The organism is Ruegeria sp. D1(2025), assembly GCF_056536425.1.
Map to the genome: position 1 here is coordinate 79273 of NZ_JBQFPO010000006.1, position 26256 is coordinate 105528.

At 58.2% G+C, this 26256-nt stretch carries 24 protein-coding genes; 16 read left to right on the forward strand and 8 right to left on the reverse strand.

The features are described from left to right. Nucleotides 1–10: 10 nt before the first annotated feature. The 5 genes from ACR1XU_RS15095 to ACR1XU_RS15115 form a co-directional block, all read right to left on the reverse strand. Nucleotides 11–1507, reverse strand: a complete 1497-nt coding sequence (locus ACR1XU_RS15095; protein WP_480909439.1) for an aldehyde dehydrogenase — start codon at nt 1505–1507, stop codon at nt 11–13. A 15-nt stretch (nt 1508–1522) separates the two neighbouring features. After that, nucleotides 1523–2197, reverse strand: a complete 675-nt coding sequence (locus ACR1XU_RS15100) for a DUF1028 domain-containing protein (RefSeq protein ID WP_480812777.1) — start codon at nt 2195–2197, stop codon at nt 1523–1525. Between the two features lie 84 nt (nt 2198–2281). Then, complete coding sequence (locus ACR1XU_RS15105; protein WP_480525758.1) at nt 2282–2698, reverse strand: RidA family protein; 417 nt, start codon at nt 2696–2698, stop codon at nt 2282–2284. 17 nt (nt 2699–2715) lie between these two features. Continuing rightward, the gene (locus ACR1XU_RS15110; protein ID WP_480915624.1) at nt 2716–3993 is read right to left on the reverse strand and encodes a flavin-containing monooxygenase; all 1278 of its coding nucleotides are present in this window, start codon (nt 3991–3993) and stop codon (nt 2716–2718) included. A 301-nt stretch (nt 3994–4294) separates the two neighbouring features. Next, nucleotides 4295–5098 carry a helix-turn-helix transcriptional regulator gene (locus ACR1XU_RS15115; RefSeq protein WP_480908972.1) on the reverse strand — a complete coding sequence of 268 codons (804 nt, stop codon included), beginning with the start codon at nt 5096–5098 and terminating at the stop codon, nt 4295–4297. 167 nt (nt 5099–5265) lie between these two features. On the opposite strand from ACR1XU_RS15115, the gene ACR1XU_RS15120 reads away from it, so the two are divergent. From ACR1XU_RS15120 to ACR1XU_RS15145, 6 genes are all read left to right on the forward strand, one after another. Then, the gene (locus ACR1XU_RS15120; protein WP_480908973.1) at nt 5266–7335 is read left to right on the forward strand and encodes an oxidoreductase; all 2070 of its coding nucleotides are present in this window, start codon (nt 5266–5268) and stop codon (nt 7333–7335) included. Nucleotides 7336–7529: 194 nt separating this feature from the next. Beyond that, nucleotides 7530–7892, forward strand: coding sequence for a nuclear transport factor 2 family protein (locus ACR1XU_RS15125; RefSeq protein WP_170679190.1), 363 nt, complete (start codon nt 7530–7532; stop codon nt 7890–7892). Nucleotides 7893–8235: 343 nt separating this feature from the next. After that, on the forward strand, nt 8236–9720 hold the full coding sequence (locus ACR1XU_RS15130; protein WP_480908974.1) for an FAD-binding oxidoreductase: 1485 nt from the start codon (nt 8236–8238) through the stop codon (nt 9718–9720). Continuing rightward, complete coding sequence (locus ACR1XU_RS15135) at nt 9717–10127, forward strand: DUF4383 domain-containing protein (RefSeq protein ID WP_480908975.1); 411 nt, start codon at nt 9717–9719, stop codon at nt 10125–10127. Before ACR1XU_RS15130 ends, ACR1XU_RS15135 begins: the two co-directional genes overlap by 4 nt. Next, a complete protein-coding gene (locus tag ACR1XU_RS15140) occupies nt 10124–11176 on the forward strand; it encodes a hypothetical protein (protein WP_480908976.1) in 1053 nt (350 codons plus the stop codon). Before ACR1XU_RS15135 ends, ACR1XU_RS15140 begins: the two co-directional genes overlap by 4 nt. Next, nucleotides 11166–11459, forward strand: coding sequence for a hypothetical protein (locus ACR1XU_RS15145; RefSeq protein ID WP_480908977.1), 294 nt, complete (start codon nt 11166–11168; stop codon nt 11457–11459). The genes ACR1XU_RS15140 and ACR1XU_RS15145 overlap by 11 nt, the downstream gene beginning before the upstream one ends. A 53-nt stretch (nt 11460–11512) precedes the next feature. On the opposite strand, the gene ACR1XU_RS15150 is transcribed toward ACR1XU_RS15145, so the two are convergent. After that, the gene (locus ACR1XU_RS15150; protein WP_480908978.1) at nt 11513–12553 is read right to left on the reverse strand and encodes a LacI family DNA-binding transcriptional regulator; all 1041 of its coding nucleotides are present in this window, start codon (nt 12551–12553) and stop codon (nt 11513–11515) included. 113 nt (nt 12554–12666) lie between these two features. Here ACR1XU_RS15150 and ACR1XU_RS15155 point away from each other — a divergent pair, with 113 nt between their 5' ends. The 7 genes from ACR1XU_RS15155 to ACR1XU_RS15185 all read left to right on the forward strand — a co-directional run bounded on the left by ACR1XU_RS15155 (nt 12667) and on the right by ACR1XU_RS15185 (nt 21861). Beyond that, nucleotides 12667–14178 carry a tripartite tricarboxylate transporter permease gene (locus ACR1XU_RS15155; protein WP_152459976.1) on the forward strand — a complete coding sequence of 504 codons (1512 nt, stop codon included), beginning with the start codon at nt 12667–12669 and terminating at the stop codon, nt 14176–14178. After that, complete coding sequence (locus tag ACR1XU_RS15160) at nt 14175–14630, forward strand: tripartite tricarboxylate transporter TctB family protein (protein ID WP_480908979.1); 456 nt, start codon at nt 14175–14177, stop codon at nt 14628–14630. Before ACR1XU_RS15155 ends, ACR1XU_RS15160 begins: the two co-directional genes overlap by 4 nt. A 43-nt stretch (nt 14631–14673) precedes the next feature. Then, entirely contained in the window at nt 14674–15633 is a 960-nt protein-coding gene (locus tag ACR1XU_RS15165) for a Bug family tripartite tricarboxylate transporter substrate binding protein (RefSeq protein WP_152459978.1), read from the forward strand. A 60-nt stretch (nt 15634–15693) separates the two neighbouring features. Next, the gene (gene sauS / locus ACR1XU_RS15170; RefSeq protein WP_480525778.1) at nt 15694–17115 is read left to right on the forward strand and encodes an acylating sulfoacetaldehyde dehydrogenase; all 1422 of its coding nucleotides are present in this window, start codon (nt 15694–15696) and stop codon (nt 17113–17115) included. Further along, nucleotides 17112–18623 carry a class I adenylate-forming enzyme family protein gene (locus tag ACR1XU_RS15175; RefSeq protein WP_480908980.1) on the forward strand — a complete coding sequence of 504 codons (1512 nt, stop codon included), beginning with the start codon at nt 17112–17114 and terminating at the stop codon, nt 18621–18623. The genes sauS and ACR1XU_RS15175 overlap by 4 nt, the downstream gene beginning before the upstream one ends. Nucleotides 18624–19358: 735 nt before the next feature. Next, on the forward strand, nt 19359–20156 hold the full coding sequence (locus ACR1XU_RS15180; protein ID WP_480908981.1) for an inositol monophosphatase family protein: 798 nt from the start codon (nt 19359–19361) through the stop codon (nt 20154–20156). A 4-nt stretch (nt 20157–20160) separates the two neighbouring features. Further along, the gene (locus ACR1XU_RS15185) at nt 20161–21861 is read left to right on the forward strand and encodes a Na/Pi cotransporter family protein (RefSeq protein ID WP_170806787.1); all 1701 of its coding nucleotides are present in this window, start codon (nt 20161–20163) and stop codon (nt 21859–21861) included. A 32-nt stretch (nt 21862–21893) separates the two neighbouring features. Here ACR1XU_RS15185 and ACR1XU_RS15190 read toward each other — a convergent pair whose 3' ends face one another. After that, nucleotides 21894–22145, reverse strand: coding sequence for a hypothetical protein (locus ACR1XU_RS15190; RefSeq protein ID WP_480525783.1), 252 nt, complete (start codon nt 22143–22145; stop codon nt 21894–21896). A 148-nt stretch (nt 22146–22293) separates the two neighbouring features. Between ACR1XU_RS15190 and ACR1XU_RS15195 the strand changes: the two genes are divergently transcribed. Both ACR1XU_RS15195 and ACR1XU_RS15200 read left to right on the forward strand, forming a co-directional pair. Continuing rightward, nucleotides 22294–23124 (forward strand): DeoR/GlpR family DNA-binding transcription regulator, encoded by an 831-nt coding sequence (locus ACR1XU_RS15195; RefSeq protein WP_480908982.1) that lies wholly within the window; start codon nt 22294–22296, stop codon nt 23122–23124. A 341-nt stretch (nt 23125–23465) separates the two neighbouring features. Beyond that, nucleotides 23466–23810: a RidA family protein gene (locus tag ACR1XU_RS15200; protein WP_480908983.1), complete on the forward strand. Its 345-nt coding sequence runs from the start codon at nt 23466–23468 to the stop codon at nt 23808–23810. 610 nt (nt 23811–24420) lie between these two features. Here ACR1XU_RS15200 and ACR1XU_RS15205 read toward each other — a convergent pair. Further along, complete coding sequence (locus tag ACR1XU_RS15205; RefSeq protein ID WP_170806784.1) at nt 24421–25209, reverse strand: LuxR family transcriptional regulator; 789 nt, start codon at nt 25207–25209, stop codon at nt 24421–24423. Between the two features lie 91 nt (nt 25210–25300). On the opposite strand from ACR1XU_RS15205, the gene ACR1XU_RS15210 reads away from it, so the two are divergent. Beyond that, nucleotides 25301–26248 carry an ornithine cyclodeaminase family protein gene (locus ACR1XU_RS15210; RefSeq protein WP_480908984.1) on the forward strand — a complete coding sequence of 316 codons (948 nt, stop codon included), beginning with the start codon at nt 25301–25303 and terminating at the stop codon, nt 26246–26248. Nucleotides 26249–26256 lie beyond the last annotated feature (8 nt).

A 26256-nucleotide genomic window follows, 5' to 3' on the forward strand; every position in this document is an offset into this window, starting at 1 on the left:
TGGTTGCGGATCAAGCCGTGTACTTGATCCACGTGGTCTTCAAAGCAGTATACTTTTCAAGCGAGTGCAATGACAAATCCCGTCCGAAGCCCGATTGTTTCATGCCGCCAAATGGCGTTTGGGCAGACAGGGCGTCAACGGTGTTGACCGAAACAGTGCCGACCATCAACTTGTCGGACACCCGGCAAGCACGGCTGAGGTTGTCGGTCCAGACCGAGGCCGCCAGACCGTAGATCGAGTCATTCGCCATGGCGACGACCTCATCCTCGCTGTCAAAAGGAATGACCGACAGGACGGGACCGAAGATTTCATCGCGGGCCAGAGGGTTGTCGTGGCTCACCTCGTCAAAGATGGTGGGCTGAACAAAGCAGCCCTTGCCGTCGACGGTGACACGCTCGCCACCTGTCACCAGATTAGCCGATTTCTTGCCTTCTTCGACGAAACGGATAATGCCTTGCGTCTGCTTTTCGTCGACGATGGCACCCATTTTCGAGGCCGGGTCCAGCGGATCGCCCGGCTGGGTTGCCTGCGCCCGCTCAATCAGCTTTTCGACGAAGGCATCCTTGATCGAGCGTTCGACATAAAGCCGCGAGTTGGCCGAGCAGACCTCGCCCTGATTGAAGAATATTCCAAAGGCGGCCATGTCGGCGGCGGTGTCCAGATCCTCGCAATCTGCAAAGACGAGATTGGGGCTTTTGCCGCCGGTTTCCGGCCAGACCTGTTTCAGGTTCGAATGCCCCGAATACTGCATGAACATCTTGCCGATAGCGGTCGAGCCGGTAAAGGCCAGGCAATCTACATCCATATGCAGACCCAGCGCGCGACCGGCCGTCGCGCCAAAGCCCGGCACCACGTTGAAGACCCCGTCCGGGACACCGGCCTCGGCGGCCAGCTCGGCCAGGCGCAATGCCGAAAGTGGCGATTGCTCGGCCGGTTTCAACACAACCGAGTTTCCTGCGGCCAGCGCGGCGGCGGCTTTCCACGTGGCCATGTCCAGTGGGAAGTTCCATGGGGTAACGGCGCCAACGACGCCAAGGGGGACGCGGCGGACCAGTGCCAGATCGCCGGGACCGGTGGGGGCAACCTCGTCATAGACCTTGTCGATGGCCTCGGCATACCACTGGAAGAAATGCGCGGACCCCGGCGCGTCGATGGTGGCGGCATCTGTGATCAGCTTGCCCATGTCGAGGCTGTCCAGCAGCGCCAACTCTTCCAGATTGTCCCGGATCAGATCGGCCAGCTTCAGCATCACCGCCTTGCGGTCCCCCGGTGCCATACGTGACCAGCGGCCATCTTCGAACGCAGCGCGTCCCGCGGCCACGGCCCGGTTCACGTCCTCTTCGTCACATTCCGCAACTTTGGTCAGAACCGCGCCGGTGGCCGGATTGACGCTGTCAAAGGTCTTGCCAGAGGCAGCATCGACGAACGAGCCATTGATGAAGGCCTGCCCCCGGAACGACAGACCGGCGGCACGGGCTTTCCAGTCTTCGTGTGAATAGTCCAACATTCTGTCTCTCCCTGATTACTGGTCGCCGGGAACGCCGTAGGACGGCGCCTCGCGCGGGTCGAGGGCGCGCTGGATGTAGGCGTCCAGTTGTGGCTTGTAGATGTCCCAAGCGGTTGCAACAGCCTCGATGGGACAATCCTCGGTCCAGTCGCAGCGCAGATCGGCCACCGGCCAGCTAACTTTGTCGACAATCTTCAGGCCTGCGGAATGCACCGGACCGGCCTCGCCACCCGCAGCGAGTCCCGCGCGCATCGCGGCAATCAGGCGGTCACCGATATGGCCCGAGGCCGAAAGGAACCCGTCGACGATGGCCTGCGGAATGCCATCATTGTCCAGCAGGTTCCCGCCCGAGGCGACGTTCTCGGCCTGCGCTTGGGTCCAGATGCCAAGGCTGTTTGGGCCGGAATGGATTGCGGTGCGCCCGGCCGTGTCCACAGCCAGCACCTGACGGTATTCGATGAATTTTGCGCCGGCCTTCATGGCCTCAATAGCCTCGGGTGCGGTCTTGCCCTGTTCCATCAGATCCAGCGTCAGCGGACCAAGGCTGGGGTCGGTCACGTTCTGCGTTGCGACCGCCCCGACTCCGGCGCGGGCAAAGGAACAGCGGGCCGCCACGGCGGGCGACGAGGAGGAAATCGCTAAGCCGAACATTCCGGTTTCAGCGCAGCGGGCAACCAATGAAAAAGTCATTCAGGTCTCCTTGAATCACAGCGACCGGACCGCGCGTGAGAGCAAGAAAGGGACGCGGTCCGGTCTGTCGACTGATCGAAACGATCAGTCAGGGATAACGGCGGTGCCGTCGATTTCGACCAGCCATTCCGGACGTGCCAGCGCCTGAACCACCAGACCGGTCGAGACCGGGTGAACGCCTTTGATGTATTCGCCCATGGTGCGATAGACGGCCTCGCGGTGGCGGACATCGGTGATGTAGACGACGACCTTGACCAGATGCTCCATCGAGCCGCCGCATTCCTCGATCAGCTGCTTGATGTTCTGCATCACCTTGTGGGTCTGCTCGACCGGGTCGTGACTGTCGATGTTGACCGCATCGTCCAGGTTCTGCGGGCACTGGCCACGCAGGTAGACGGTCTTGCCACCCTGAGTCACAACGGCCTGGCAAAGGTCGTTGTCGAGGTTTTGCTCGGGGTAGGTGTCGGAGGTATTGAATTTGCGGATACGTGTATGCGCCATGTCGGGGTCCTGTCTTCTTACTCTGCTGCGGGGGCAATGATGGCTGCTTCGCCGTCATAATCGGCATAGGCCCGCTGGATCGCGATCTGATCGGCAATGTATTTCGCATCGTGCCAGACGCCCCACAGGAAGGTCGAGCCGCGGCGCGACTGCCAGGGCAGGCCAAGGAAATACACGTCCGGTTCAACCGAAACCCCGCGCTGATGGATCGGCGCGCCTTTGTCGTCGAAGGCATTGGCCTTGATCCAGCTGAAATCCTGACGGAAACCCGTGGCCCAGATGATCGTGGTAATGCCTTCCTTGGTGAAATCGACCGAACCGAGCGGGTTGGTCAGGCTGTCGGGATCGGCGAAGGCTTCGCGGGCCTCGGGTTCTTCCGGAAGATCAAGGCCGGTGCGGTCCACATAGGCGTCCGCCAAATCCAGCATTTCGTGATAATTGGCATCGCCAGCGGCCACATTGCGCTGCAAATCGTCGGCAAAGCTCAGAACGCCGTTCTCGAAGCTTTTTGTCATGCCAACCAGGGTAACGCCTTCGTTGCCAAGACGACGGAAATCCATTGTGTGCCCGCCATAGGCGCCGCTGACCGAGATGGTCACGTGTTCGGTTCCCGGCTTCATCGCGGCCACGTCCCACAGGCCCAGAACGCCCAACCACCAGACGAAATCCCGGCCTCGATAGCGGCGCGGCGGGCGGTCATGCGGTCCAACCGACAGAAACACCTTGCGGCCGGCCCGGTTCAGCTCATCCGCGATCTGTGCGCCGGATGATCCGGCACCGACGACCATCACGGCACCTTCGGCCAATTGGCTGGGGTTCTTGTAGAAAAACGAGTGAATCTGGCCGACACCTTCCGTTTCCGGCACAATCGGCGGGATCACCGGATGCTGGAAAGCGCCCGTAGCGGCAACAATGCGCTTGGCATGGATTTCACCGGCCGAAGTTTCGACACGGAAGCCGCCCTCGCCGGGCAAACGCTCGGCCCTGAGCGCCTCGACACCTTCGCGGATGGGCGCGTTCACCATTTCGGCATATTCGACAAGATAGTTGGCCACCCGGTCTTTCGAGACAAAGGCATCCGGATCGTCGCCCTTGAACAGCAGGCTCGGGAAACGATCGTGCCAGGCCGGGCCGTTGGCGACCAGAGCATCCCAGCGACCGGTACGCCATGCCTCGGCCGTCCGGTTCTTTTCCAGAATGATATGCGGAACATTGTTGTTTCCCAGATGCTCGCTGAGCGCGATACCGGCTTGACCGCCACCAACAACCAGTGTGTCCGTTTTCTCGATGGGCATGTTTCGTTTCCCTTTGACTGTATCTCGGTCCGACACAAATGGCCGGGCAAACTCCTGGCTGAACTGGATAGGGTCTGACAGACGGCTCCAAATAAGGAGGCCCCTGTAATCACCGATTTCGGAGGACGGCGTGCAGTCGTCATAGTGACCATTGTTCGGGCGACGGTCACTTCGCGATTACAGCTTTCCGTGCCGATCCAGCACGCCTTGCGCGTTTCGTGAGGAACGTCCCACAAGTTGGAATTGGGCGAAATTACTGTCTAGCTTACCCTTAGTTAGGTTTTGGCTAATCTGGCAGGATTTACGCTTGTTTTGATTGCAGTTGGCCGTGATCGGACAGGTACGGTGCGATCAGATAAAACAGCTCTCCCTGCGAAGAGATCTGGCATTTCCTGTAAAGCTGCTTGCGTATGACTTTGACGGTTTGCGGGCTGATCCCAAGCGTGAGGCCGATGGAAACCGACGAATGCCCCTGCAGGATCAAAAGTGCGATCTCAGCTTGCCTTGCGCTCAAACTGATCTCGAGTTCCGAGGACAGCCGGTGACGCAACAGATCGACAACATCTTCCGGCGTGTCTGAGCCCTGCGGTCTGAGGTCCGACCAGTTCTGCCTGACCAGCGCGTTTACAACCGGGGCCAGCTGCCTTGCCTGTTCAAGATCACGGGATGAAAACCGTGATGCGGTGGTCGCATCCCGCCCCAGACAGACGGTTATCGACACGCCCTGCGTCGGAGACGAGAAGAATGCGATCTCGTCGGCGAGCGTGGTGCGTTGATAATAGGATTTGTAGTACTCGTTGCGATGAAACTGGTCCGGGGCAATGTCGCTTAGCCGATACATCCCATCTGCCGCGTCTGCCGCGTGCAGGGAATAGAACGGGTCCAGCAGGTAAGCGCCTGTTACATAGTGGCTGTTCATACGTTCAAACACGCGCTTCTCGCTGGCTTGGGTCAGAAAGACCTCTGGTTGTTGGCTTTTGAAGAAAGCGACGATGGTCATGTTATCGATACGCAGGCAGGCGCCGAGCCAGTTTTGCAATCGCCGGGCAAACCTGGTGGTACCTATGGACAGGATTGTGTCTGCCAGAAGCTCTGGCTTGGGCATGTGGTCCACGGCGCTATACCTCTTTGGGGGTATATACCCCCTCGTGATCCATGATCTACCATGATTGTCGAAATAAGGGGGTATATCCAGCGCGAAATACGCTCTGACCATCAGAATTTCGGCCCGCCACAGGGCGATACCGCCAGATGCCTAAGGGAGATCCAGCAATGCGCGATCCACGCTATGATGTTCTGTTCGAACCGATGAAGATTGGCCCGCTGACCGCCAAGAACCGCTTCTATCAGGTGCCGCACTGCAATGGCGGCGGCTATCGTGATCCTTCGGCTGCTGCTGCGATGCGAGGTATCAAAGCCGAGGGCGGCTGGGGCGTGATCTTTACCGAACAGTGCGAGATGCACCATACCTCGGAGATCACGCCGTTCATCGAATTGCGTTTGTGGGAAGACAAGGACATTCCGCAACTGCGCAAGATGTCCGAGAAAATGAAAGAACATGGCGCGCTGGCCGGGATCCAACTGGCCTATTCGGGCATCAACGGGCCGAATCTTTACACGAAAGAGGTACCGCTGGCACCGACCGCATTGCCGATCCGGACGTTCACCAACGATCCGGTTCAGGCGCGCGCACTGGACAAGCAGGACATCCGGGACCTGCGCCGATGGTTCGTGAATGCGGCCAAACGGTCGAAGGATGCCGGATTTGACCTGATCTGCCTGTATGGCGCACACGGGTTCGGGATTTTTCAGCACTTCCTGAGCCGGGCCACCAACCAGCGCAGCGATGAATATGGCGGCTCTCTGGAAAACCGGGCCCGGTTCAGTCAGGAAGTCATCGCTGACATGCGCGACGCTGTGGGCGACAAGATGGCGATCACGCTGCGGGTGTCGCTGGACGAAACCATCGGCGAACTTGGGTTCTCGAACGCCGAGGTGCGCGACTATGTCGAGATGAACAAGGATCTGCCCGATCTCTGGGATCTGGCGCAGGGCACATGGGAAGATTGCTCGGGCCCGTCGCGCTTCAAGGAAGAGGCGGCGCAGGAACATCTTGTGCGCGGCATTCATGAACTGACAGACAAGCCCATCGTCGGGGTAGGGCGGTTCACTTCACCGGATGTGATGGCCAGGATGATCAAGTCCGGAACGCTGGATTTCATCGGCTGCGCCCGCCCATCCATTGCCGACCCGTTCCTGCCGAAGAAGATCGAGGAAGGCCGGATCGACGACATTCGCGAATGCATCGGCTGCAATATCTGCATCACCGGCGACATGACCATGTCGATCAGCCGCTGCACACAGAACCCGACCTTCATGGAGGAATGGCGCAAGGGCTGGCACCCCGAGAAGATGAACGAAAAGGGCGACAGCTCAAACGTGCTGATTGTTGGCTCTGGTCCTGCGGGACTTGAAGCGGCCTGGGCGCTGTGCCGCCGCGGCTACGATGTGGCCGTGGCCGAAGCGCGGGACGTGATCGGAGGACGTGTCACCCGCGAACGCGCGTTGCCGGGGCTCAGCGCCTGGGGGCGTGTCGTGGACTACCGGGAATATCAGTTGCAACAGCGCCCGAACGTGGAAATCTACCGCGAGAGTGAACTGGATGCCGACAGCATTCTTGAGTTCGGATTCGAAAACGTCTGTATCGCGACCGGATCCACATGGCGTCGCGACGGTGTTGCCCGTCAGCATGTCGTGCCAATGCCGATTGCAGATGGCGCCAAGGTCTATACGCCTGACGACCTGATGGATGGTACGATCCCTTCGGGCCGCGTGGTGGTGTATGACGACGACCACTACTACATGGGCGGCGTGCTGGCCGAGTTGCTGGCGAGAAACGGGGCGCAGGTGACGCTCGTCACGCCGTCAGCCTATGTCAGCGACTGGACGAACAACACGCTGGAACAGATCGCAATCCACCCGCGACTGGTCGAAGCCGGGGTCGAAATCGTGCTCAATCAGGGTGTAGCGGAAATCCACACCGATCATGTGGTATCGAACTGTGTGTATACGGACCGCACCTGGAAGATCGAAGCCGATGCCGTCGTAATGGTCGCATCCCGGCTTGAGAACAATGGCGTCTACAACGCCCTGAAGGCGAAAGAGACCGATTGGGCCGACGCAGGCATCAAGTCCGTCAAGCTGATCGGAGACGCCAATGCGCCGGGACCGATTGCATGGGCAACCTATGCCGGGCATCGATACGCCCGCGAGCTGGACGGGCCGGATATCGGGGACGCCTTGCCATTCCGCCGCGAGATCACGGAACTGGCAACGGATTGAGATTGGCGTGGGCTTGTTTGCCGCCGCCAATCGGGCGATGGAGGACCGGAGGCAAAGCGACCTAAGCTGAGCCGATTGGCTTTCGTCGCCTTCCGCTTTTCCTGGGGCTTAACTAGTCCTGGCATCGCAGATGTGAAGCGACTCGGGCAACTGTGGTAGTCTGTGATCATCTGCGAAAAACTCGGGAGGAGAAGATGTCAGTTCTGGACACCGTTAAAGCGCTCGATGCGGCAATCATTGAAGGGATCAACGCAAAGGATGCCGGCAAGGCAACCGCACCCTATGCCGAAGACGGCGCGATCATGCCGCCGGGCGCACCGACTATGTCAGGTCACACCGCGATCCGCGAGTACTGGCAGGCCGCAATTGACGGAGGTCTAAGCAACGTAGTGGCCAACCCGACCGGCGCGCATGTCAGCGGAGATTTTGCCGTCACCATGGGAACGTTGACGGGCTCGATGGGAGGGCAAGACCTCTCAGGGAAGTACATTCTCTACTTCCAGAAAGGCAACGACGGCTGGAAGGTCCAGCGCGACATCTGGAACTTCGACGCCTGAACCAAGCAGAGCGGGTATTGTTCGTCACTTGCATCAAGCTGTCGTGATGTTCGTCGGTCGGCTTTGATCGCTGGTTTCAAGGCGGTCTGAAAACCCGCGCAGAAAGCGGCCACCGGCGGGTTCGAAAACGTGAAAAACCGATGCAGAGTTTCATGCCATCGGGCGGAATGGCGTGTTTCCGTCCAGGCATTTCGCACACGGAAATTGTCACTTGGTTTCATTTCTCTGCGGTGCCTTCCCTGCAGCCATGACTTTGTGAGATAACTCCTCCAAAACACGGTATTAGCTCAGCTGATTTCAGTATTGTTTTGGGTTTCCGCACCGACTGTGGGAGGAAGACATAATGAAGAATTTTACACGCCGTGCCGCGCTGGTCGGTGCCGGTGGTTTGGCGGGATGGGGATTGGCAGGCCTGTTTCGGGCGGAGTTGCCCACCTATGCAGGTGCAAACCGCATCGTCGCGCCGACCGGGGAGAACTACCTGAACGATGCAAGCGGTCTGTCGGCGACGCCGATCCACAAGCATCTGCGGATTTCAGAGGGCGATCAGGAACTGGTTGCGGTGATCCGGCGAGAAATGTCACAGGCGCGTGCAGAAAGACGGGCCCTGAACGTCGGCGCGGCGCGTCATTCCATGGGGGGGCAAGCGATCCCGCGTGATGGTACGGCCATGACTTTTGACAATGCGCGTGTCGAACTGGACACGGTCAATCAAAGCTATCGGGCCCATGCGGGCGCGCGGTGGTCGGATGTCATTGCGGTGCTCGACCCCCAGGGATGGTCGCCCAAAGTGATGCAATCCAACAATGACTTCGGCCTCGCTGCGACCTATTCGGTCAATGCGCATGGTTGGCCGGTGCCGTTCGGACCGATGGGATCCACTGTGCGTTCCCTGCGGATGGTGTTGCCGTCCGGCGATCTGGTGACCTGTTCACCAACCGAAAACACCGACCTGTTCAACCTTGCGATGGGGGGATACGGCCTTATCGGAGTCATCGTGGACATGGAGATCGAGATGGTCAGGAATGCCCGGCTGTCTCCGGCATTTGAGGTGATGGAAACCGGCGAATTTGCCGACCGTTTCAAGGCGGCAATCATGGATCCGACAGTGACAATGGCCTATGGGCGGCTGAATGTGGAACGCGAGTCGTTCTTTCAAAAGGCGCTGCTGATCACATATCGCGAGACAGAAGATCAAGACGATCTGCCGGCGGCCTCCGGTTCCGGATGGATGGCCCATGCGGCCAGCCGGATTTATCGCGCCCAGCTTGGCAATGAGATATTCAAATCCTTCCGCTGGTGGAATGAAACCAAAGTTGGCCCGGCTCTGGGGTCAGGTGAGGTGACGCGCAACTCGCTGATCAATGAACCGGTGGTGACACTGGATGATCGCAACCCCGACCGGACGGACATTTTGCACGAGCATTTCGTCGGGTTTGACGCTTTCGACAGCTTTGTCGAGGCCTGCCGCGAGGTGATCCCGGCCTCGTATCAGGAGTTCCTGAATGTGACCCTTCGGTATGTGGCGCAGGACGATCAGTCCGTGCTGTCCTTTGCCCGTGTGCCGCGGATTGCTGCCGTCATGTCCTTCAGTCAGGAGCTGACCCAACGCGGTGAAGCGGATATGGCGCGCATGACCCGCGCGTTGATTGACCGGATCGTCGGGATCGGTGGGGCCTATTACCTGCCTTACCGCCCGCACGCCAAAATCGATCAGTTGACCGGCGCTTACCCGCGGGCAGAGGAATTTGCGAAAGCAAAGCGGGAACTGGACCCCGATCTGGTGCTGCGCAACAATCTTTGGGATCAGTATCTGGGGCAGTTATGAGCAATCTGCAAAAACTGTGTTTGGGGTATTTCGTGGCGCTCATGATCGCGGCGTCGTTGAACTATATCCCGGGCCTGACGGATGAAGATGGGCTGGTTTTTGGCATCTTTGCGCTGGATATCTACGACGATGCACTGCATGTGGCTTCGGCCCTGTGGGCGCTGATCGCGGGGCTACTTTCCCATCGGGCGGCGCGGACATTCCTGATCCTGTTCGGGCTGGCCTATCTGGGGGATGGGATATTCGGTATCTTCACCGGATACGGGTTCCTTGATCTGGGGATATTCACCAACGCATCGCTGGGCACCGATTGGTCGCTGCCGCGGTTCCTTGCGAACCTGCCCCATCTGGCATTGGGCGGAATCGGTGTCTGGGCCGGGTTTCGCGGCGGAGCCGAGCGCGGGTGAGACGGCTGTGGGGATACTGCAAATGGCTGTTTATGGTGGTGGTGATCTGCGTGGCGGGATTGCTGTCGCCGATTGCCTATGTGGAAATCATGTGTCGGGGGTCGGGCCAGCCTGCCGCCTATGAGGCGCTGATCGATCCCGCCTTTCACCGACCCGAAACCCGGACCATGATGACCTATCCGGAATGGCACCTCGTTCATGCTTACGAGGATTACGCCACGGTCATCCAATCCGGTGATCCGCATGAATACGGATATTTACGCGCTGTCGGAGGGTTCTGGTCTTCGCTTTGCGCGCTGAGTGCTGCCGCAAGTTCCCATGGCGCGGTTGATGGCGCGACCAAGCAAATGGTCTATGTGATCGGGGTCAGTTTTACCGCCGAATTGCTGCTCAAAGCCGCCTATGAGGAAACCTTTGGCCGGGTTTTCGCGGCGCTGCGCGGACAGACACGGGCGCCTTTGGATGAACTCTCGGCCAGCCAAGCCGCTGGCTATGCCAGGTTTTTGCAGCAGGTTCCGTGGTACAAATGGCGGTTTCGCGAGGATCGGGCTGAATTGAACGAACAGGCCACGGACAATTTGCGGGACCGTGAGCGGCGGATCGCCCTGGGGATCGAATACGGTGTCAAGGCCGCCTATGCGGATGTGATCGCCGATGCGGTGGCGCAGACGGGCCAGGACGAATCGACCCTGCGGATGATTGTTGAAAATGCGGACCGTTCCCTGCTGGACGCAGAGGAGGGTGTTCATGTTCTGGCGGAGCATCCGCACGGGATCGAAGTTGAAACCCCCCGTTACCGCGCGTTGACCCTTCTGCTGCAACGCTGGGCGCGTGAGGGAGTGGACTTCGTAGAGATCGCAGGGAATGACGACATCCTGTTCACAGTCCTGTCCGGTGATCCGGACATGGACGGTGCGATCTACAGTCGGTCACGGCAAGGGTCAGGCGATTACCGGCATCTGATGGTGGAGAAGGTTTCCGAATTGGCCGACCGGATTCGTGCATTAGATAAAGGTGAGCAGAAGCTGGAGCATATCCATGACTACTAGGTCTGTCCTGATTGCAGTACCTTCAATGCTGATCGGCTGGCTGGTCATCATGCTGGTGACGGCCCTGTTGACGGACGAGGCCCCGGCCTATGTCGTCTTGTTCCCGACCGACGGGTTTCTGCAGTCCCTTCCGAACGAAATATCGATGATCTCAGCTTCAGCTGTCAGCGTTACACTCACGTCCGAGCAGGATGGCTTCGTGCCACTATTGTATCGGTCGGGGGCCTGGATGGTGCTGCCTGCGGGATTGACAGGCTGCTTGCCCATGCCGAAGGCAGATTGAGCAAGGCCCGCCTGGGATCACGCGGTCGTCTTGTCTTACTGGGCAAGAACCATTCAAACAGTTCGGGAAAAACGAGTGCTGGCAGTTGTTCCCCTGACAATGCATTCCAGTTCACAGCAGAGTCTGAAAGGCTCTGGTTCATCCGAGGTTATGTAGTCGGTGAACCTTTCACCGGCGAGCTTGCCGATGGTTTCGGCGGGGATTCGAATGGTGGTGAGCCCCGGTTCGACATCTGCGGATCCCTTGAAATCCCCGATACCGACGATCGAGAGGTCATCAGGAACCTTCAAACCTAGGCTCTGGGCCGCAAACAAAGCGCCCTGCGCGATGACGTCATTTCCGCAAAGCAGGGCCGTGGGACGAGAATGTTCCGTCAAAAGCGTCAGGGCGGCCTGTTTGGCCTGAGACACACTGTACGGAGCTTCCGACTCATGCTCGCTCGGGATGGATACACCCATTTCCTCAAGTGCATCATGCACGGCGGACAGCCGGTTTTGCGCACGGTCATTGCCGGTCGTTTTGGGGAAGATCAATCCAATGTCCCGGTGCCCCAAGGCCAGCAGGTGCTCGGTCGCAAGACGTCCTGCCAGTCGATTGTCTGCCCCAACACAGGGAAGGGCGGAATCCTCGGAATAGTTCCAGATCGCAAGCGCCGGGATTTTCTGCTGTTCGATCAGTCGGGCGGTGGCATCGGAATGTTCCAACCCAACCAGTGCCACGCCGTCGACGCGATGTTCCAGCAGCTTGCGAACCATGGCGTATTCCCGATCCAGGTCATACCCGTGCGACGCCAGCAAGAGACTGAAGCCGGCCTTGTCGATTGAATCCGAGAAAGCCTGAATGACTTCGGCAAAAATGGCGTGGTTGATTGTTGGCACCACCAGGCCGATCGTGCCCGACCGTTTTCCATGCATCGTCTGAGCCGCGCGGTTGCGGATGTAGCCCAATCGCTGAACGGCCCGGTTGATCTTTTTCCGAGTCGCAGGGCTGACCAGATTGGGGTGGTTGAAGGTGCGGGAAACGGTCGAGGGTGAAACTTTTGCGGCCTTTGCAACGGCCACGATATCCACCTTATCTTTTTGAAATTTAGCCATAAAACCCTCTCGCATAGTCGATTTTATGAAAACATTTGCAATACTATTTTCATCGCCTAACCTGATTTGTCAACAAAAGTAAAAGTGTGAACCGACGGGTTGGGAGGCCCTGAATGGAATTCATTTACTACTTCGGAGATGTGTTCACGCCGCTCTCGTTCCTGTTGCTTTTGGGTGGCACGATAGGCGGGTTGATCCTTGGGGCGACGCCGGGCCTGTCACCCACGATGGCGGTTGCATTGCTGATCCCGTTCACCTTCCAGCTTGAGGCCGCGCAGGGCCTGATCCTGCTGGGCGCTGCCTATACCTCGACTGTTGCGGGCGGCGCGGTCAGCGCCATTTTGCTGAAAATCCCCGGAGCGCCTGCCAATATCGCCACAACGCTGGACGGGCACACCATGGCGAAACAGGGACAGGGTGCGCGGGCGCTGCAATTGTCCTTTCTAGCCTCGGCCGTGGGTGGCATTTTTGGCGTTTTGCTTCTGATCTTCCTGACACCGGTTCTGGCGAAATGGGCGCTGGCCTTTGGTCCGTCGCACCTGTTCTGGCTGGCCATTCTGGGTGTCACGGTGATCGGAACGCTGGATTCCGCGTCGGTTGTCAAAGGGTTGCTGTCGGGTTGCATCGGGCTGTGGCTTGCGACCATCGGCTTCGACGACATCATGGGCGCGCAGAGGTTCATTTTTCATCCCGCCTTGGGTGGCGGCATCAACATCATTGCCGCCCTGATCGGACTTTTCGCAATCCCGCAGGTTCTGACGATGTTCGCCAAAGGGCGCCACAATGCCGGAGCCGAGGTCATCGAGGTGCAGCGCCACTCGATAATGGCCGCCTTCCGGGAGCTGTTCAGCCGCACGCGGGCCCTAAGCATCGGAACCCTGACAGGTTCGATCATCGGCCTGATCCCGGGTGTCGGTGGGCAGATCGCGGGCCTTGTGGCCTATGACCAGACCAAGAAGTTCTCATCCGAAAAAGACAAGTTCGGCACCGGTCATTCCGAGGGCGTCATTGCCGCGGAATCCGCCAACAATGCCATGGTCGGCCCGTCTCTGGTGCCGCTGCTGACCCTTTCGATCCCCGGAAGCCCCACCGCTGCGGTTCTGCTGGGCGGATTGCTGATCCACGGCATCTTCCCGGGGTCGGACCTGTTCGACAACCACCCGGACGTGGCATGGACCTTCATCAACTCGATGCTGATCGGGCAGGTGCTGATGTGCATCTTTGGCCTTTACGTTGCCGGTCTTGCAGCCCGTGTCGCGCAGGTGCCGCAATCGGTGATGGCTGCAATCGTCCTGGCGCTGTCCGTTTTCGGAGCATACTCGGTTCAGGGTTCGATGGGTGACGTCTATGTCATGGCTTGCCTGGGGATAGGCATGTTCTTTCTGGAACGGTTTGGTTTTTCGGCGGCGCCACTGGTTTTGGGCCTGATCCTGGGACCCATCGCCGAAGCCAACTTCATTCAGGGCGGAATGATTGCTGACGCCACCGTGGGCAAGGCCGCATACTTCCTGAGTGGCGGTTTGAACCTGTTCCTGATCGCCATTGTGCTGGCGTCGGTCGCTTATTCGGTTTGGATGGAATTGCGCCACCGTCGCTACACCACCAAAGAGGAGGCACAGGCATGAACCGTTCGCAGCATGCATTCGGATCAGGTCTTGTCTTTTCGGTCGGCCTTTGGGTGACCTGGGTCAGCTACACCCAGCAACCGGCCGAGGCGTTCCTGTTCCCGCGTCTGATCGCAACCGTTTTCGTGGTTCTGGCCGGATGGACGTTTGGCAAGGCAGTCATGGGATTGTCCAAGGTTGGCAACGGCGTCACGCGCACGATGTTTGTCAACATGCTGCCGGGTCTGATCGTGACGCTGATCTATGTGTTCTGGGCGGCCAAGTCGCTGGGTTTTTACACCGCGACAACAATCGCCTTCTTCATCCTGCTGTCGATCTATGACCCGGCGCCGCATTCGGACGTCAAAAGCTGGATCCGGCGCGGGATCATCACGGGCGTCTTCGTGGCGGTGATGTACGGCCTCTTTTCCATGCTTCTGAACGTCCACACGCCAAGGGAAATTCTGTTCTGACCGCGCAAACAGCGGAAGAACCAAATCAGGGAGGAAACGCAAAATGAAACGATTGATTGCCGGGGCGGCTTTGGCCCTCATGAGCCTGACGGGTGCGGCGGCGGCCGAGGACTATCCCGAACGGCCGATCATGATGATGGTCAGCTACGGGGCTGGCGGCGCGACAGACTTTCAGGCGCGGATCGTGACCATGACCGCCGGAAACGAGGACGCGCTGGGAATGCCCATCGCCATCATCAACAAGCCCGGCGCGGGTGGCCGCGTGGGCTGGAACTGGTTCGCCACGCAGGCGGATGCAGACGGCTATACGCTGGCGGCCTACAATGTTCCGCATTTCATCGCCCAGTCGATCAAAGGTGGCGTGGAGTATTCGACCGACAGTTTCGAACCTATCGCGAACTGGGGTGCGGATCCGGCGGTATTTGTCGTGGGCGCCGACAGCCCGTTCAACTCGATGCAGGATGTCATTGCCTATGCCAAGGAAAACCCGGGCAAGCTGACGGTATCCGGTGCCGGATTGTTTGTGGGCCACCACATCGCGGCGCTGCAAATCGACAAGGCAGCCGGAACCAAGATGGCTTATATCCCGACCAAGGGTGGCGGCGCGGCGGCCATGAAGGCCGTGATTGCCGGTGAGGTCATGGGCGGCATCAACAACCTGTCCGACGCATTCCGCGCGCAGGAAGCGGGCAATGTCAAAATTCTGGGTGTCGCCGATCTTGAGCGCAACGCGTTTCTGCCGGATGTTCCAACGATGATGGAACAGGGGCTGGACGTGGACAACTCGTCGGTCAATTTCCGGGGTGTTATGGTGCCAAAAGGAACACCGCCCGAAGTGATTGAAAAGCTGGCCGCGACAGTACCTGAGATGTTTGCCAATTCGCGTGTCGCCAAGAAGATGGAGGCCGGCGGGTCGCCCATGCACATCATGACCCGTGACGAGGTGATCGAGATGTGGGGCCAGCGTCAACAAACACTGAACGAACTGCTGGCCGGTCTCTGACCCGGACATTCTAAAATGGGGCGGAACAGGTCCGCCCCGGTCAATCTATCGAGGACCAAGATGAACGCTCAGGACGGGATTGCCCCCGAAATTGCCGAAGTGGACCGGATCGTCGAACGGGCGCGTGCCGCTCAGTCTGCTTTCGAAGCCAGTGGTAGTCAGGCGCTATATGACAAAGCGGCACTTGCAGCGGGATGGGCGATCATGGAACCGGAACGCAACCGGGCCCTTGCCGAACTGGCCGTGGAAACCACCGGCCTGGGTAACGTGCCCGACAAGATCACCAAGAACCACCGCAAGACGCTCGGGTTGCTGCGCGATATAGCCGACGCCAATACGCACGGGATTATCAGCGATGATCCGGCAACAGGTATCACCGAGATCGCGCGCGCCATCGGCGTGATTGGTGCGGTTGTGCCGTCGACCAACCCTGCCGCGACGCCGGCCAACAACATCATCAACGCACTCAAGGGCGGCAATGCCATCGTGGTGGCGCCGTCCCCCAAAGGTGTTGCGTCCTGTGAATTGCTGCTTGGCTACATACATGCCGAATTCGACAAGCTTGGGCTTAATCGCGATCTGGTGCAGATGCTGCCTGCGCCCGGGTCAAAGGCCAAGACACAACGGTTGATGGAGGCTGTTGACCGGGTGATCTGCACCGGAAGCCAAAACAACGTTCATCGCGCACAATCCTGCGGTACGCCGGCGGTGGCCGTTGGGGCTGGCAATGTCACGGTGATTGTCGACGAGACTGCCGATCTGCAGGCCGCAGCGGCAAAAATTACCGCCTCAAAGTGTTTCGACAACGCGACCTCCTGTTCCTCCGAGAATGCGGTGGTCGTGGTGGATGCAGTCTACGACGCTTTCGTTGCGGCGATGGCCGCCGAGGGTGGTGCCCTGGTCCGTTCCTCGGAAGCAGGTGATATCATCGCCCGGCTCTGGCCCGATGGTCATCTCAGCCGTTCCGTCATCGCGCAGGACGCGGACAAGATGCTTGAAGCGCTGGGCATGGCGGGCAAGGTGCCCGAGGGAACCCGATATTTGGCAGTTGAGACTGCCGGGATCGGCCCGGATCATCCCCTTTCCGGAGAAAAGCTTAGCCGGGTACTCGCGCTCTATCGCGCGGCAGATTTCGAAGAGGCCCGGACAATCACCGCCCGCATTCTGGCACATCAGGGGGCAGGGCATTCGGTTGGCATTCATACAAAGGACGACGCGCGCGCGATCGGGTTGAGCCGGGATCTGCCGACCTGTCGTGTTATCGTAAACCAGGCGCATACCTTTGCCACCGGCGGTAGCTTTACCAACGGGATGCCTTTTTCCCTGTCGATGGGCTGTGGCAGCTGGGGGGGAAACTCCATCGACACAAACCTGCATTGGCGGCATTTCATCCAGACCACCAAAGTCGTGCGTGAAACTCCGCCGCGGGAGCCCGCGCTGGAAGAGATTTTCGGAAAGTACTGGTCGGAGGCCGGGCAATGATCGACCCGCCCAAAGGAACCGTCCGTGACTGGCTGGACAAACGGGCAGCCGAGGGCGGAACCGGTTTCGTTTTTCCGGATGGCGCGAGCGACCTGAGCTGGCCCGAGCTGCGCGAAACAGCGCAAAGAATTGCGGTCATGTTGACCGGATTGGGTGTCGAAAAAGGAGAGAGCGTCGCCATCCTTTATCCCAATTGCCGCGAAGCGCTGGAGGTCCTTTTCGGCGTCCTTTACGGCGGGTTCCGGGCGACGATGATAAACCTCGTCGCGGGGGACAGCGCGGTGGCCTATGCGCTGGACCACAGCGGTGCGCGCTATGGTTTTGTGCACCCCGAACAGGTGGATTTGTTTGAACGTACGGCCGACCCAGCGAAATTAACCGCGTTGAGAATTTCAGATGCGAAAGATGCCGATGGCGATCTGCACGACCTTTCGCCGGGCGATCACGCGCTTCTGATGTACACGTCCGGAACAACAGGGCGCCCAAAAGGCGTCGTTCACACCCATTCCAGCCTGTTGGCGGGCGGCTGGACCACGGTGGTTGCACATGAGCTGTCCGAAGCTGATCGCGGGTTTTGCGTTCTGCCAATCTACCACATCAACGGCCTGTGCGTGACGGTTATGGGAACGCTTGTCTCTGGCGGATCATTGGCCATGTGTGAACGATTTTCCGCCAGCCGGTTCTGGGAAAACCTTGGGAAGGCCGAGGCGACATGGTTTTCGGTTGTCCCGACCATCATTTCCCACCTTCTGCATTCCGATACAAAACCGGATGCGCCGACCCGCCATCGTGTGCGTTTTGGCCGTTCTGCATCTTCCGCTTTGGCGCCGGACGTGCAGCGTGCGTTTGAAAACCGTTTCGAAATCCCGATTGTCGAGACCATGGGGCTTACGGAAACCGCCGCGCAGATACTGTCCAATCCGTTGCCGCCCGGCATTCGCAAAATCGGATCACCGGGTATCCCTTTTGGAAATGAGGCGGATATTTTTGACAAGAACCTCCGGCCCGTACCACGCGGAGCAGAAGGCGAACTGGTCATACGCGGTCCGAATGTCATGCTGGAATATCTCCAGAACCCTGACGCAACCGCAGGCACATTTACACCCGGTGGCTGGCTGCGGACCGGAGACCTCGCCCGTATGGATGAGGATGGCTACGTCTATGTCACCGGCAGGCTGAAGGAACTTATCATCAAAGGGGGCGAAAACATTGCGCCGCGCGAGATTGACGAGGTGCTTTATTCTCATCCCGATGTTGTCGAAGCCGCCGCCTTCGCCCGACCTTGTGCCAGCTATGGTGAGACTGTCGAGGCGGCGGTGAAAATTCGCGAAGGTTCCGCTTTGACGCCACTGGAATTGTCCAGGCTTTGCAAAGCTCAACTGGGCCATTTCAAGTCGCCCGACGAAGTTCATGTTTTGCAGGACCTGCCAAAAGGACCATCCGGAAAAATCCAGCGAAACAAGATCCTCGAGATGATCGATGAAAAGGCCAGCAACGGGTCTGTTTGACATGCAGGTCGGGTGGTCGAGTTTCATGCCGCTATCGGCCAACTCTGCCGCCAGATCGTGCTGCCGGCGCGTGGGCGCCAGCAGATCGGCAAATTCGAGCTCTGAAAAGTAAACTAGCGCCAGCTCGTAGGCGCACTTTCGACGTAATCTGCGCGGTCACGGCTTGTGAAGCGTTGTTATACCGTTCGCTTTCGGTAATGAGTTGTCCGACCCGGCCAATATGGGGATCGGCTTCGGGTGAAAAGAGCGCTGGATCCCGCGACGTGTCGGTGTGGCCGACGGTGCGGGCGTTGTTTACACTCCATTTTCTACGCAAGCCGTTTCAGCCGGTTGGAAAGAGGCCTTTGCAATCCCCAAAAACCCACACAGTTATCGGGCAAACAAACAAAAACAGTACTTTTCGCTTGTATTGGAGAGAATTTGTGGGCTTATTGTGGGGATTGATCGCGCAATGTGGGATTTTGATGCCGCAAATAGGCTATAGTCATAACCTTCGGGAACGGAGGGTTTGTTTGCCCGGATCACTGCAAAGCCATGATTTCTTCGAAGGGTCTGGTGTTGTCCGTGGCACAAGATGGTGCGCCGAACAACAGGACCCTATCAGCAATCGGGAAAAGATTGCGGGTCCGGTTGTGAAAAACGTTCCAAGTAGCGTGGGATCGGACCTTCGGCGGGTTCTTTCGCAGTTGTTGTTTCAATGAGCCAAGACTCCAAAAGCAAACAGGACAGAAACGGATGCTGAATCCAAAGAACTCTCAAACGTTCGAAACGGCCGAATTGGTGTCACACGCGATGAAGATTGCCGAATTGGCCAACAAGGCGGCAAGGGGGTACTTTCGCGGCAGGCTTGGTGTTGAGTTCAAGTCCGACGAAAGCCCGGTGACGCAGGCCGACAAGGGTGTCGAGGCGCAGGTTCGAGCCTACCTGGAACAACACTTTCCGGATCACGGCATCTTTGGAGAAGAACATGGGTTTGAAGGGCAGAACCGCCGCGAAGTCTGGATAATTGATCCGATCGACGGCACCCGGTCTTTCCTTTCGGGGCATCCGCTTTTTGGCTTTCTGCTTGGGCATCTGATCGATGGTAAGCCGGATATCGGAGTGATCGGCATGCCTGCGATAGATGAAGTTTTCATTGGTGTATCCGGTCAGGGCGCGACAATGAACGGCAAGGAGATCGCGACTTCGAACCAGACGCGGTTGGATCAGTCCATCCTGTTTGTGAATGAAGGGGATAAGATCTATCGTGATCATCCGGCGTTATTCGCCAAGCTGATGCAGTCCGGTCAGACCAGACGGTTTGCCTATGACTGCTATCCGCACGCGCTTCTTGCGGCGGGGCATGTGGACGCAGTGATAGACTATGATCTGCAACCTTATGATTTTCTGCCGGTGCTGGCCGTGATCGAGGCCGCAGGTGGGGTGATGACGGACTGGGATGGCAAACCACTCGACCTGAATTCGGATGGTTGTGTGATTTCGGCGGCGACGCCCGAGCTGCATGCGGAAATGCTGGAAATGGTGAACGGATAGGATCATGGCGATTGTAAGCTTCCTCATCAGTCTGGCCGGAGCCACGATGTTGCTGCTTTATGCGGTGCGAATGGTGCGCACCGGGATCGAGCGCAGCTACGGAGCCTCTTTCCAGCGGGTCATGACGGGCCAGCGCAGTTATGTGCAGGCATCAATGGTCGGTCTCGCAATGGCGGTGGTCCTGCAAAGTTCGGCCGCGGTCGCATTGCTGACATCCGGTTTTGCAGCTGGTGGTTTTCTGGTTTTTCCAACCGGTCTCGCGATTGTTCTGGGGGCCGATCTTGGGTCTGCGCTCATTATCCAGGTCCTGTCCTTCAAGTTAGACTGGCTGGTGCCGCTGCTGCTGGCGATTGGCGGGTATCTCTTCGTCAAGACCGAGTCCAAAAAGCCCCGGCAACTGGGTCGCATCCTGATGGGTGTTGCGTTCATTCTGATCTCATTGCGCTTTCTGCGCGAGGCGATGGATCCGATCCGGGACAGTGCTTTTCTGCCCGCCGTCGCAGAATATCTGGCCCGAGATTACATAACCGCATTCTTGGTCGGCGGAGCGCTGGCCTTTGTCATGCATTCATCGGTCGCGGCGATCCTGATGTGTGTGACACTGGTTCAGATTGGCGCAATTCCGTTTGCCGCCGGACTGTCGCTGGTGTTGGGGGCCAATTTCGGCTCGGCCTTCATACCGGTTTGGCTGACGCGAGGGATGGAATTGCCAGCTAGGCGCATTCCGTTCGCCAATCTCGCGTTGCGTGGCAGTTGGGCCGTGGTCACCCTGTTTGCAGCTACTGCGGCTTTGCGTGCGGGTGTTTTGGGGGATCTGCAAGGCGGGCAGATGCTGGTCAATGCGCATCTGGCGTTCAACGCCTCGTTGCTGGTGTTGGCTTTGCCGTTCTGCGGACGTTTGCGTGCTCCGTTCGAGCGGCTTTTTCCGGAACCGAAATCAGCCGAGGCAATGGTCCAGCCGGGCCGTCCGACCAGCGCGCTGGATATGCGCAATAGCGGCAGCCCCAGTCAGGCGCTTTCCAGTCTCAAGCGCGAGCTGTTGCGGATGAGCGATCTGGTCGAGTCGATGTTCAGGCCGTCGCTGGAGTTGTACCGCAGCGGTGACAAGGAGCAGATACGTGCTGTTCGGCTGGTGGATGAAGACGTGAACGACTGCCTGTCGGGTATCCGGAAATACGTGGCCGCCATTTCAGCCGAAGAGTTCGGCAGGCAAAACGCCAAGGTGGCCCGGGACCTGATGGAATACGCAATTCGTCTGGAAACCGCAGGCGATGTCGTTGCCAAGCGACTGACCGTTCTGGCCGCCGACATGCGCAAAAAAGGGGCCTCATTCTCGAAAGAGGGATGGTCGGAACTGGTCGAAATGCACGAAGGCATCCTGGCCAATCTGAAATTGGCCTCAAATGTGTTGATCTCGGACGATCTGGAAAGCGCCCGCCTGTTGAGCCTTGAAAAAACCGAGATCAAGCGGGCTGAGCGTGACAGTCGCAAACGCCACCTCAGACGTTTGCAGCACGGCAGCACGGAAAGCTTTGAGACCAGCGACATCCATCTGGAGACATTGCGCGCGTTCCGGGAGTTCAACAGTCACATCGCAGCCGTGGCTTATCCGATCCTGTATCGGAACGGGCAATTGCTTGAAACGCGCCTGATCGAAGAAATGCCGCGGATGGAAAAGGATGCGGACACAGAGGCCGATGGATGACGGCACCGGTCGATGGCGGCTTCCGCGCCTTTTTACAGAATCTCAACAGCAGCCTCGGCATCCGGCGCAAGCTCTCCGAGCTGGGTATCACCGAAGTAGCAATCCCCGACCTCGGCCAGGGCGCCCTCATCGACCCCCACTGCAGCGGAAACGCCATCGAACACACGTAAGAGAACCTCGCAAACCTCTTCAACACCGCGTTGTGATCTGAAACGGACCCCGCACTTTGTTTCGGATTCATAGGCGCGTAACAGCGAAACAGAGCCGAACCAAAGGTCGGTCATGCTGATACTCGACTTGTAGCTAAAGAACAAAGCGCGGCCCAGTGAACGAATTTGTTGGTAAATGAGGGTAGCCGACCAAAAAGGCGGAAATTGTCACAGAACAATTACTTGCAACGTGGAACTTTAGGCGAAACTGTGGTGAAATTTTATGATGGCTGACGACAGCGAAAACATCCCCCATCGCGGCCGAGAGCTGCTTGATGTGCTGGCGCGGCTGGGAGGCTCGGCACGCAATACACAGATTGCGCAGGTCATGGACGTATCGGAAGAAACTGTTCGTCGACTGGTCAAAGGCCTGGCAAAGAAAAACATGGTTGAAAGGGTGCACGGCGGGACCTTTCTGTTGCGTGCGCAGGATACACCAATGTTTTCCGGGGCGCTGGAACTCAACGCTGAAGAAAAGACGCTTATCGCGAAAAAAGTCAGTCAGATTGTCGAGGACGGCATGGTGCTGTTCCTTACGGTGGGGTCAACCATGACGCATGTCGCCGAGCAATTGCGCGACCGGAAAAATTTGACCGTGGTCAGCAATTCGCTGTCGGTTGTCGCATCGCTGGCTGATCACAATGGAACGCGTGCGATTCTGGCCGGGGGAGAAGTCATTCGATCCGAACGCGGTAGTTTCGGTCGTGCCGCCGAGCAGCTTGCCTGCCAGTACAGCTATGACGCGGTAATATGTGGCGCGGATGCCCTGTCGCTTTCCGGAGGGGTTCTTGCGTTAAACCCGCTGGAGGCTGAACTGACGCGCGCGTTGCATAACAACACCCGGCGCATGATCGTTGCGGTGGATCACACGAAGTTCGGAGAGAGAGCGGCCAATGTGGCCTGTCGGTTTGACCAGGTCACCGATCTGGTGACCGATGCTGCACCGCCCGAACCTTTTGCCGCGGCTTTGAAGGATGCTGGGGTCAAAATTCACATCACATCTCGCCGGGGTGGCAAGAAGAAAAAGAAGGGTAGCGGTGGCGCGATCACCTGACCTGTTTCGCGATCGAAGGAAAACAAAAGCGCGCTTGCCCATTGGAGACAATAACAGATACTTCTGATGTCAGGTGTGGCCGTTGACGAAAGCGTCGACAGAGATTTGGCATGCACCGGATATGGGCGGGGCTGGAGACCTGCATGCCTGACAACCTGCCGGTCATCGGGTCGGCCGCGCGCCTTTCACGCTTTCGGGATTTCAACGCATGGATTTCAGATGGCTTCTGCTGTAGGGCAGGTTGTGGCGGATTTGATGACTGGCGGAGCAGGCCGTTTCAATCTATCGCCCTTCCGCATTGACCGATTTGACCGCAAGGTCCCTTGATGGAGAGATCCGACATGACAATCACCCGTATCGAAACCGGCCAACGCATGAGCAAGATCGTCAAGCACAATGGTGTTGCCTATCTGTGTGGGCAGACTTCGGATGCGGCCACTGTGGCGGATCAGACCCGCGAAATCCTGGCCAAGGTCGAGGATCTGTTGGCCAAAGCGGGCAGTGACAAGACGCGAATGCTACAATGCACGATCTGGCTCGCGGACATGGCAGATTTTGCCGAGATGAACAAAGTCTGGGATGCCTGGGTACCGGCGGGCCACGCTCCGGCCCGCGCGTGCGGCGAAGCCAAACTGGCGCGCGATGTTCTGAAGGTCGAGATGATCGTCACCGCTGCCTGCGACTGATTTATCAATCAAACCGCCTTGTCCAGACCACAAGGCATGAGGCGTTCGATTGCGTCTGCCGTTCTTCGAAGAAGTTCACCGCATTGGGTTTGGTGAAATGCGTTGGCCGTCAACGGAATAGGCGCCGGTGGGTGAGTGGCTATTTAATTAAAGATCAATTCGACTCGGTTCTCTGAAGCCTGTATTTCGCCAAATGCGGGCAAAAACAGATCGTGGTCTTATGCAGCCAACCTTTCAAAGAATGTTGGAAAACTGAACCACTCTGCAGTGTATTTTCTTGTGTGTCGGCTAAATTACTCTGATTGACCAGTCCGGCGTGACTGAAACGCGACGCGCCATCCGAATAGGGTACCCTGAGATCATTCAGGTCGAAGTTCGTTTTGAGAATTTATTCACAAATGGCCTGGTTCCAAAATCTGAGTGACAAAAGGCAAGCATTCGAACCTCACGTTCAAGTTTAGAATGCCAAGGGAAGTGGCTGACCCGTGTCTCAAGTCGTCGATCATCCTTTGATCAGTCTCGAAAAAAATGCAGTACCACGGTCCGCGTCAAACCCGGAATTTTCGGTGCAATAACTGACGCTGTGATGGCACTTGAATGCCAATGGCCTTCATTCGTTGAACCCGAGGTTCAAGCCATCGACGAAGGCGTGAAATAGTTGAGATTGAGTGCTGATCCCAAGCTTTGCATACGCATTTCGACGATGTGATTTCACGGTCGGCATCGCTATGCTCAGTGTCTTGCTGATCGAAAGACTTGAATGGCCTTTCAGGATCATCTGGACAACTTCAGCCTCTCGCGCGGTCAGAACGTCACGGCCAAAAGACTCCGGTGAAGGTGATGGACGACCCGACGCTTGCGTCTGCTCTCTGGACAGCCGTAGAAACGCCAGCCGGATCAATGGCAGGACGGATCGCAAAACTTCCAAATCCTGCTGAGGGATACCGTCAGGCGTGGCTTTGCGGGCCAGGCTTACCTCACCCATGATCCTCTGGGGCATGTCGACCAGGACTGAAACTTCCTGCAGACCGAAGGGCCAGCCGGGCGTCCTGAATTTGATCTCTTCGCTCTCATCCGAGATGACATCCGGCGTTGTTGCGACCCAGTTATCCGGTGCGAGATCGGCCATCCGGTATACCCCTGCGGCGATACCTGCCCGGATCGCATTGTGCACCGGGTTGAGCAGGTAGGTTCTGGAGACATACAGCTGAACCGCGGCCTTGGACGCTGGATTTGGGTAGCTATCCGCTAGGTAAACCGGAGGCCCTGAGGGTCGGTTGAGCACCGCAAATGCCGCCTCGCACGGAAATAGGTATTCGACGGCCCGGATCAGGGCATCGCTTTTTGCCTGCCCGTCGATCACTTCAGAAATGGATTGGCTGAACTCCTTTAACTGCAAATCCGGCCTTCTTCCTACCGTTGTCTCATCCCTTGGGACGATGGTTTTACCATAATGTTGCTGATACCGAACTCCGCAAAGGAGTATCAATATGCCGAACCCGCCGATTGTCCTTGATAATACAACGGTTTCAGAACACCTGGGCAAGCTGGATGTGGTCCAGGCGATGCGCACGCTGTTCACCGATCTTGGTGAAGCCCGTGCGGTACAACCACCGCAGACCGTGACCGAGTTTCCGGGGGGCCGCGATTTCATAACCTATCTCGGTGCGCTTGAGGGGGCCGGTGTGTTCGGGGCGAAGTTGTCGCCTTACCTGCCGCGCGCCAATGGACCCATCATCACCGCCTGGACTGTTCTGATGTCCATCGAAGATGGTCGGCCATTGGCGTTGATCGACGCAGGCGTGCTGACCACCGAGCGCACGGCCGCCACGACCGCATTGGCGGTGGATGAGCTGGCTCCGACGGGCCGCCCGCTGACGCTGGCCATCATCGGAACAGGTCAGGTCGCACAGGCGCATATGCGCCATGTGGCCGGTCTGCGCGACTGGGCAGAGGTGCGCATATACTCGCCGGGTTTGGGTGAAAACGCGGATATTCAGGCGACATGGAAAATGCTGTGCCCTGACGCCAAGTTGGCCTCGAGTTCCAGGCAGGCTATTGCACAGGCCGATGTTGTCATGCTGTGCACGTCATCGGGTACACCCGTCATTTCCACTGATGATTTGGCGGTCGATGCGCTGGTGACTTCGATCAGCACCAATGTTGCCCGCGCGCATGAAGTTGATCCGACCTTTTTGGCATCCGCGCAGGTCTATTGCGACTACCGGGAAACAACCCCTGATACAGCCGGCGAGATGCTGATTGCGGTGGAACGACACAACTGGAGCAAGACCGCGATCCTTGGCGATCTTGCGGAACTCTGTACGGGCAGGTGCCCGCGGCCAAAGGCAGGGGCTCCAGCCTTTTTCCGCTCTGTCGGGTTGGGGCTGGAGGACATCGCCGTGGCAAAAGCCGTTTTTGACCAGACTTCAGCCTGAGGAGAGCG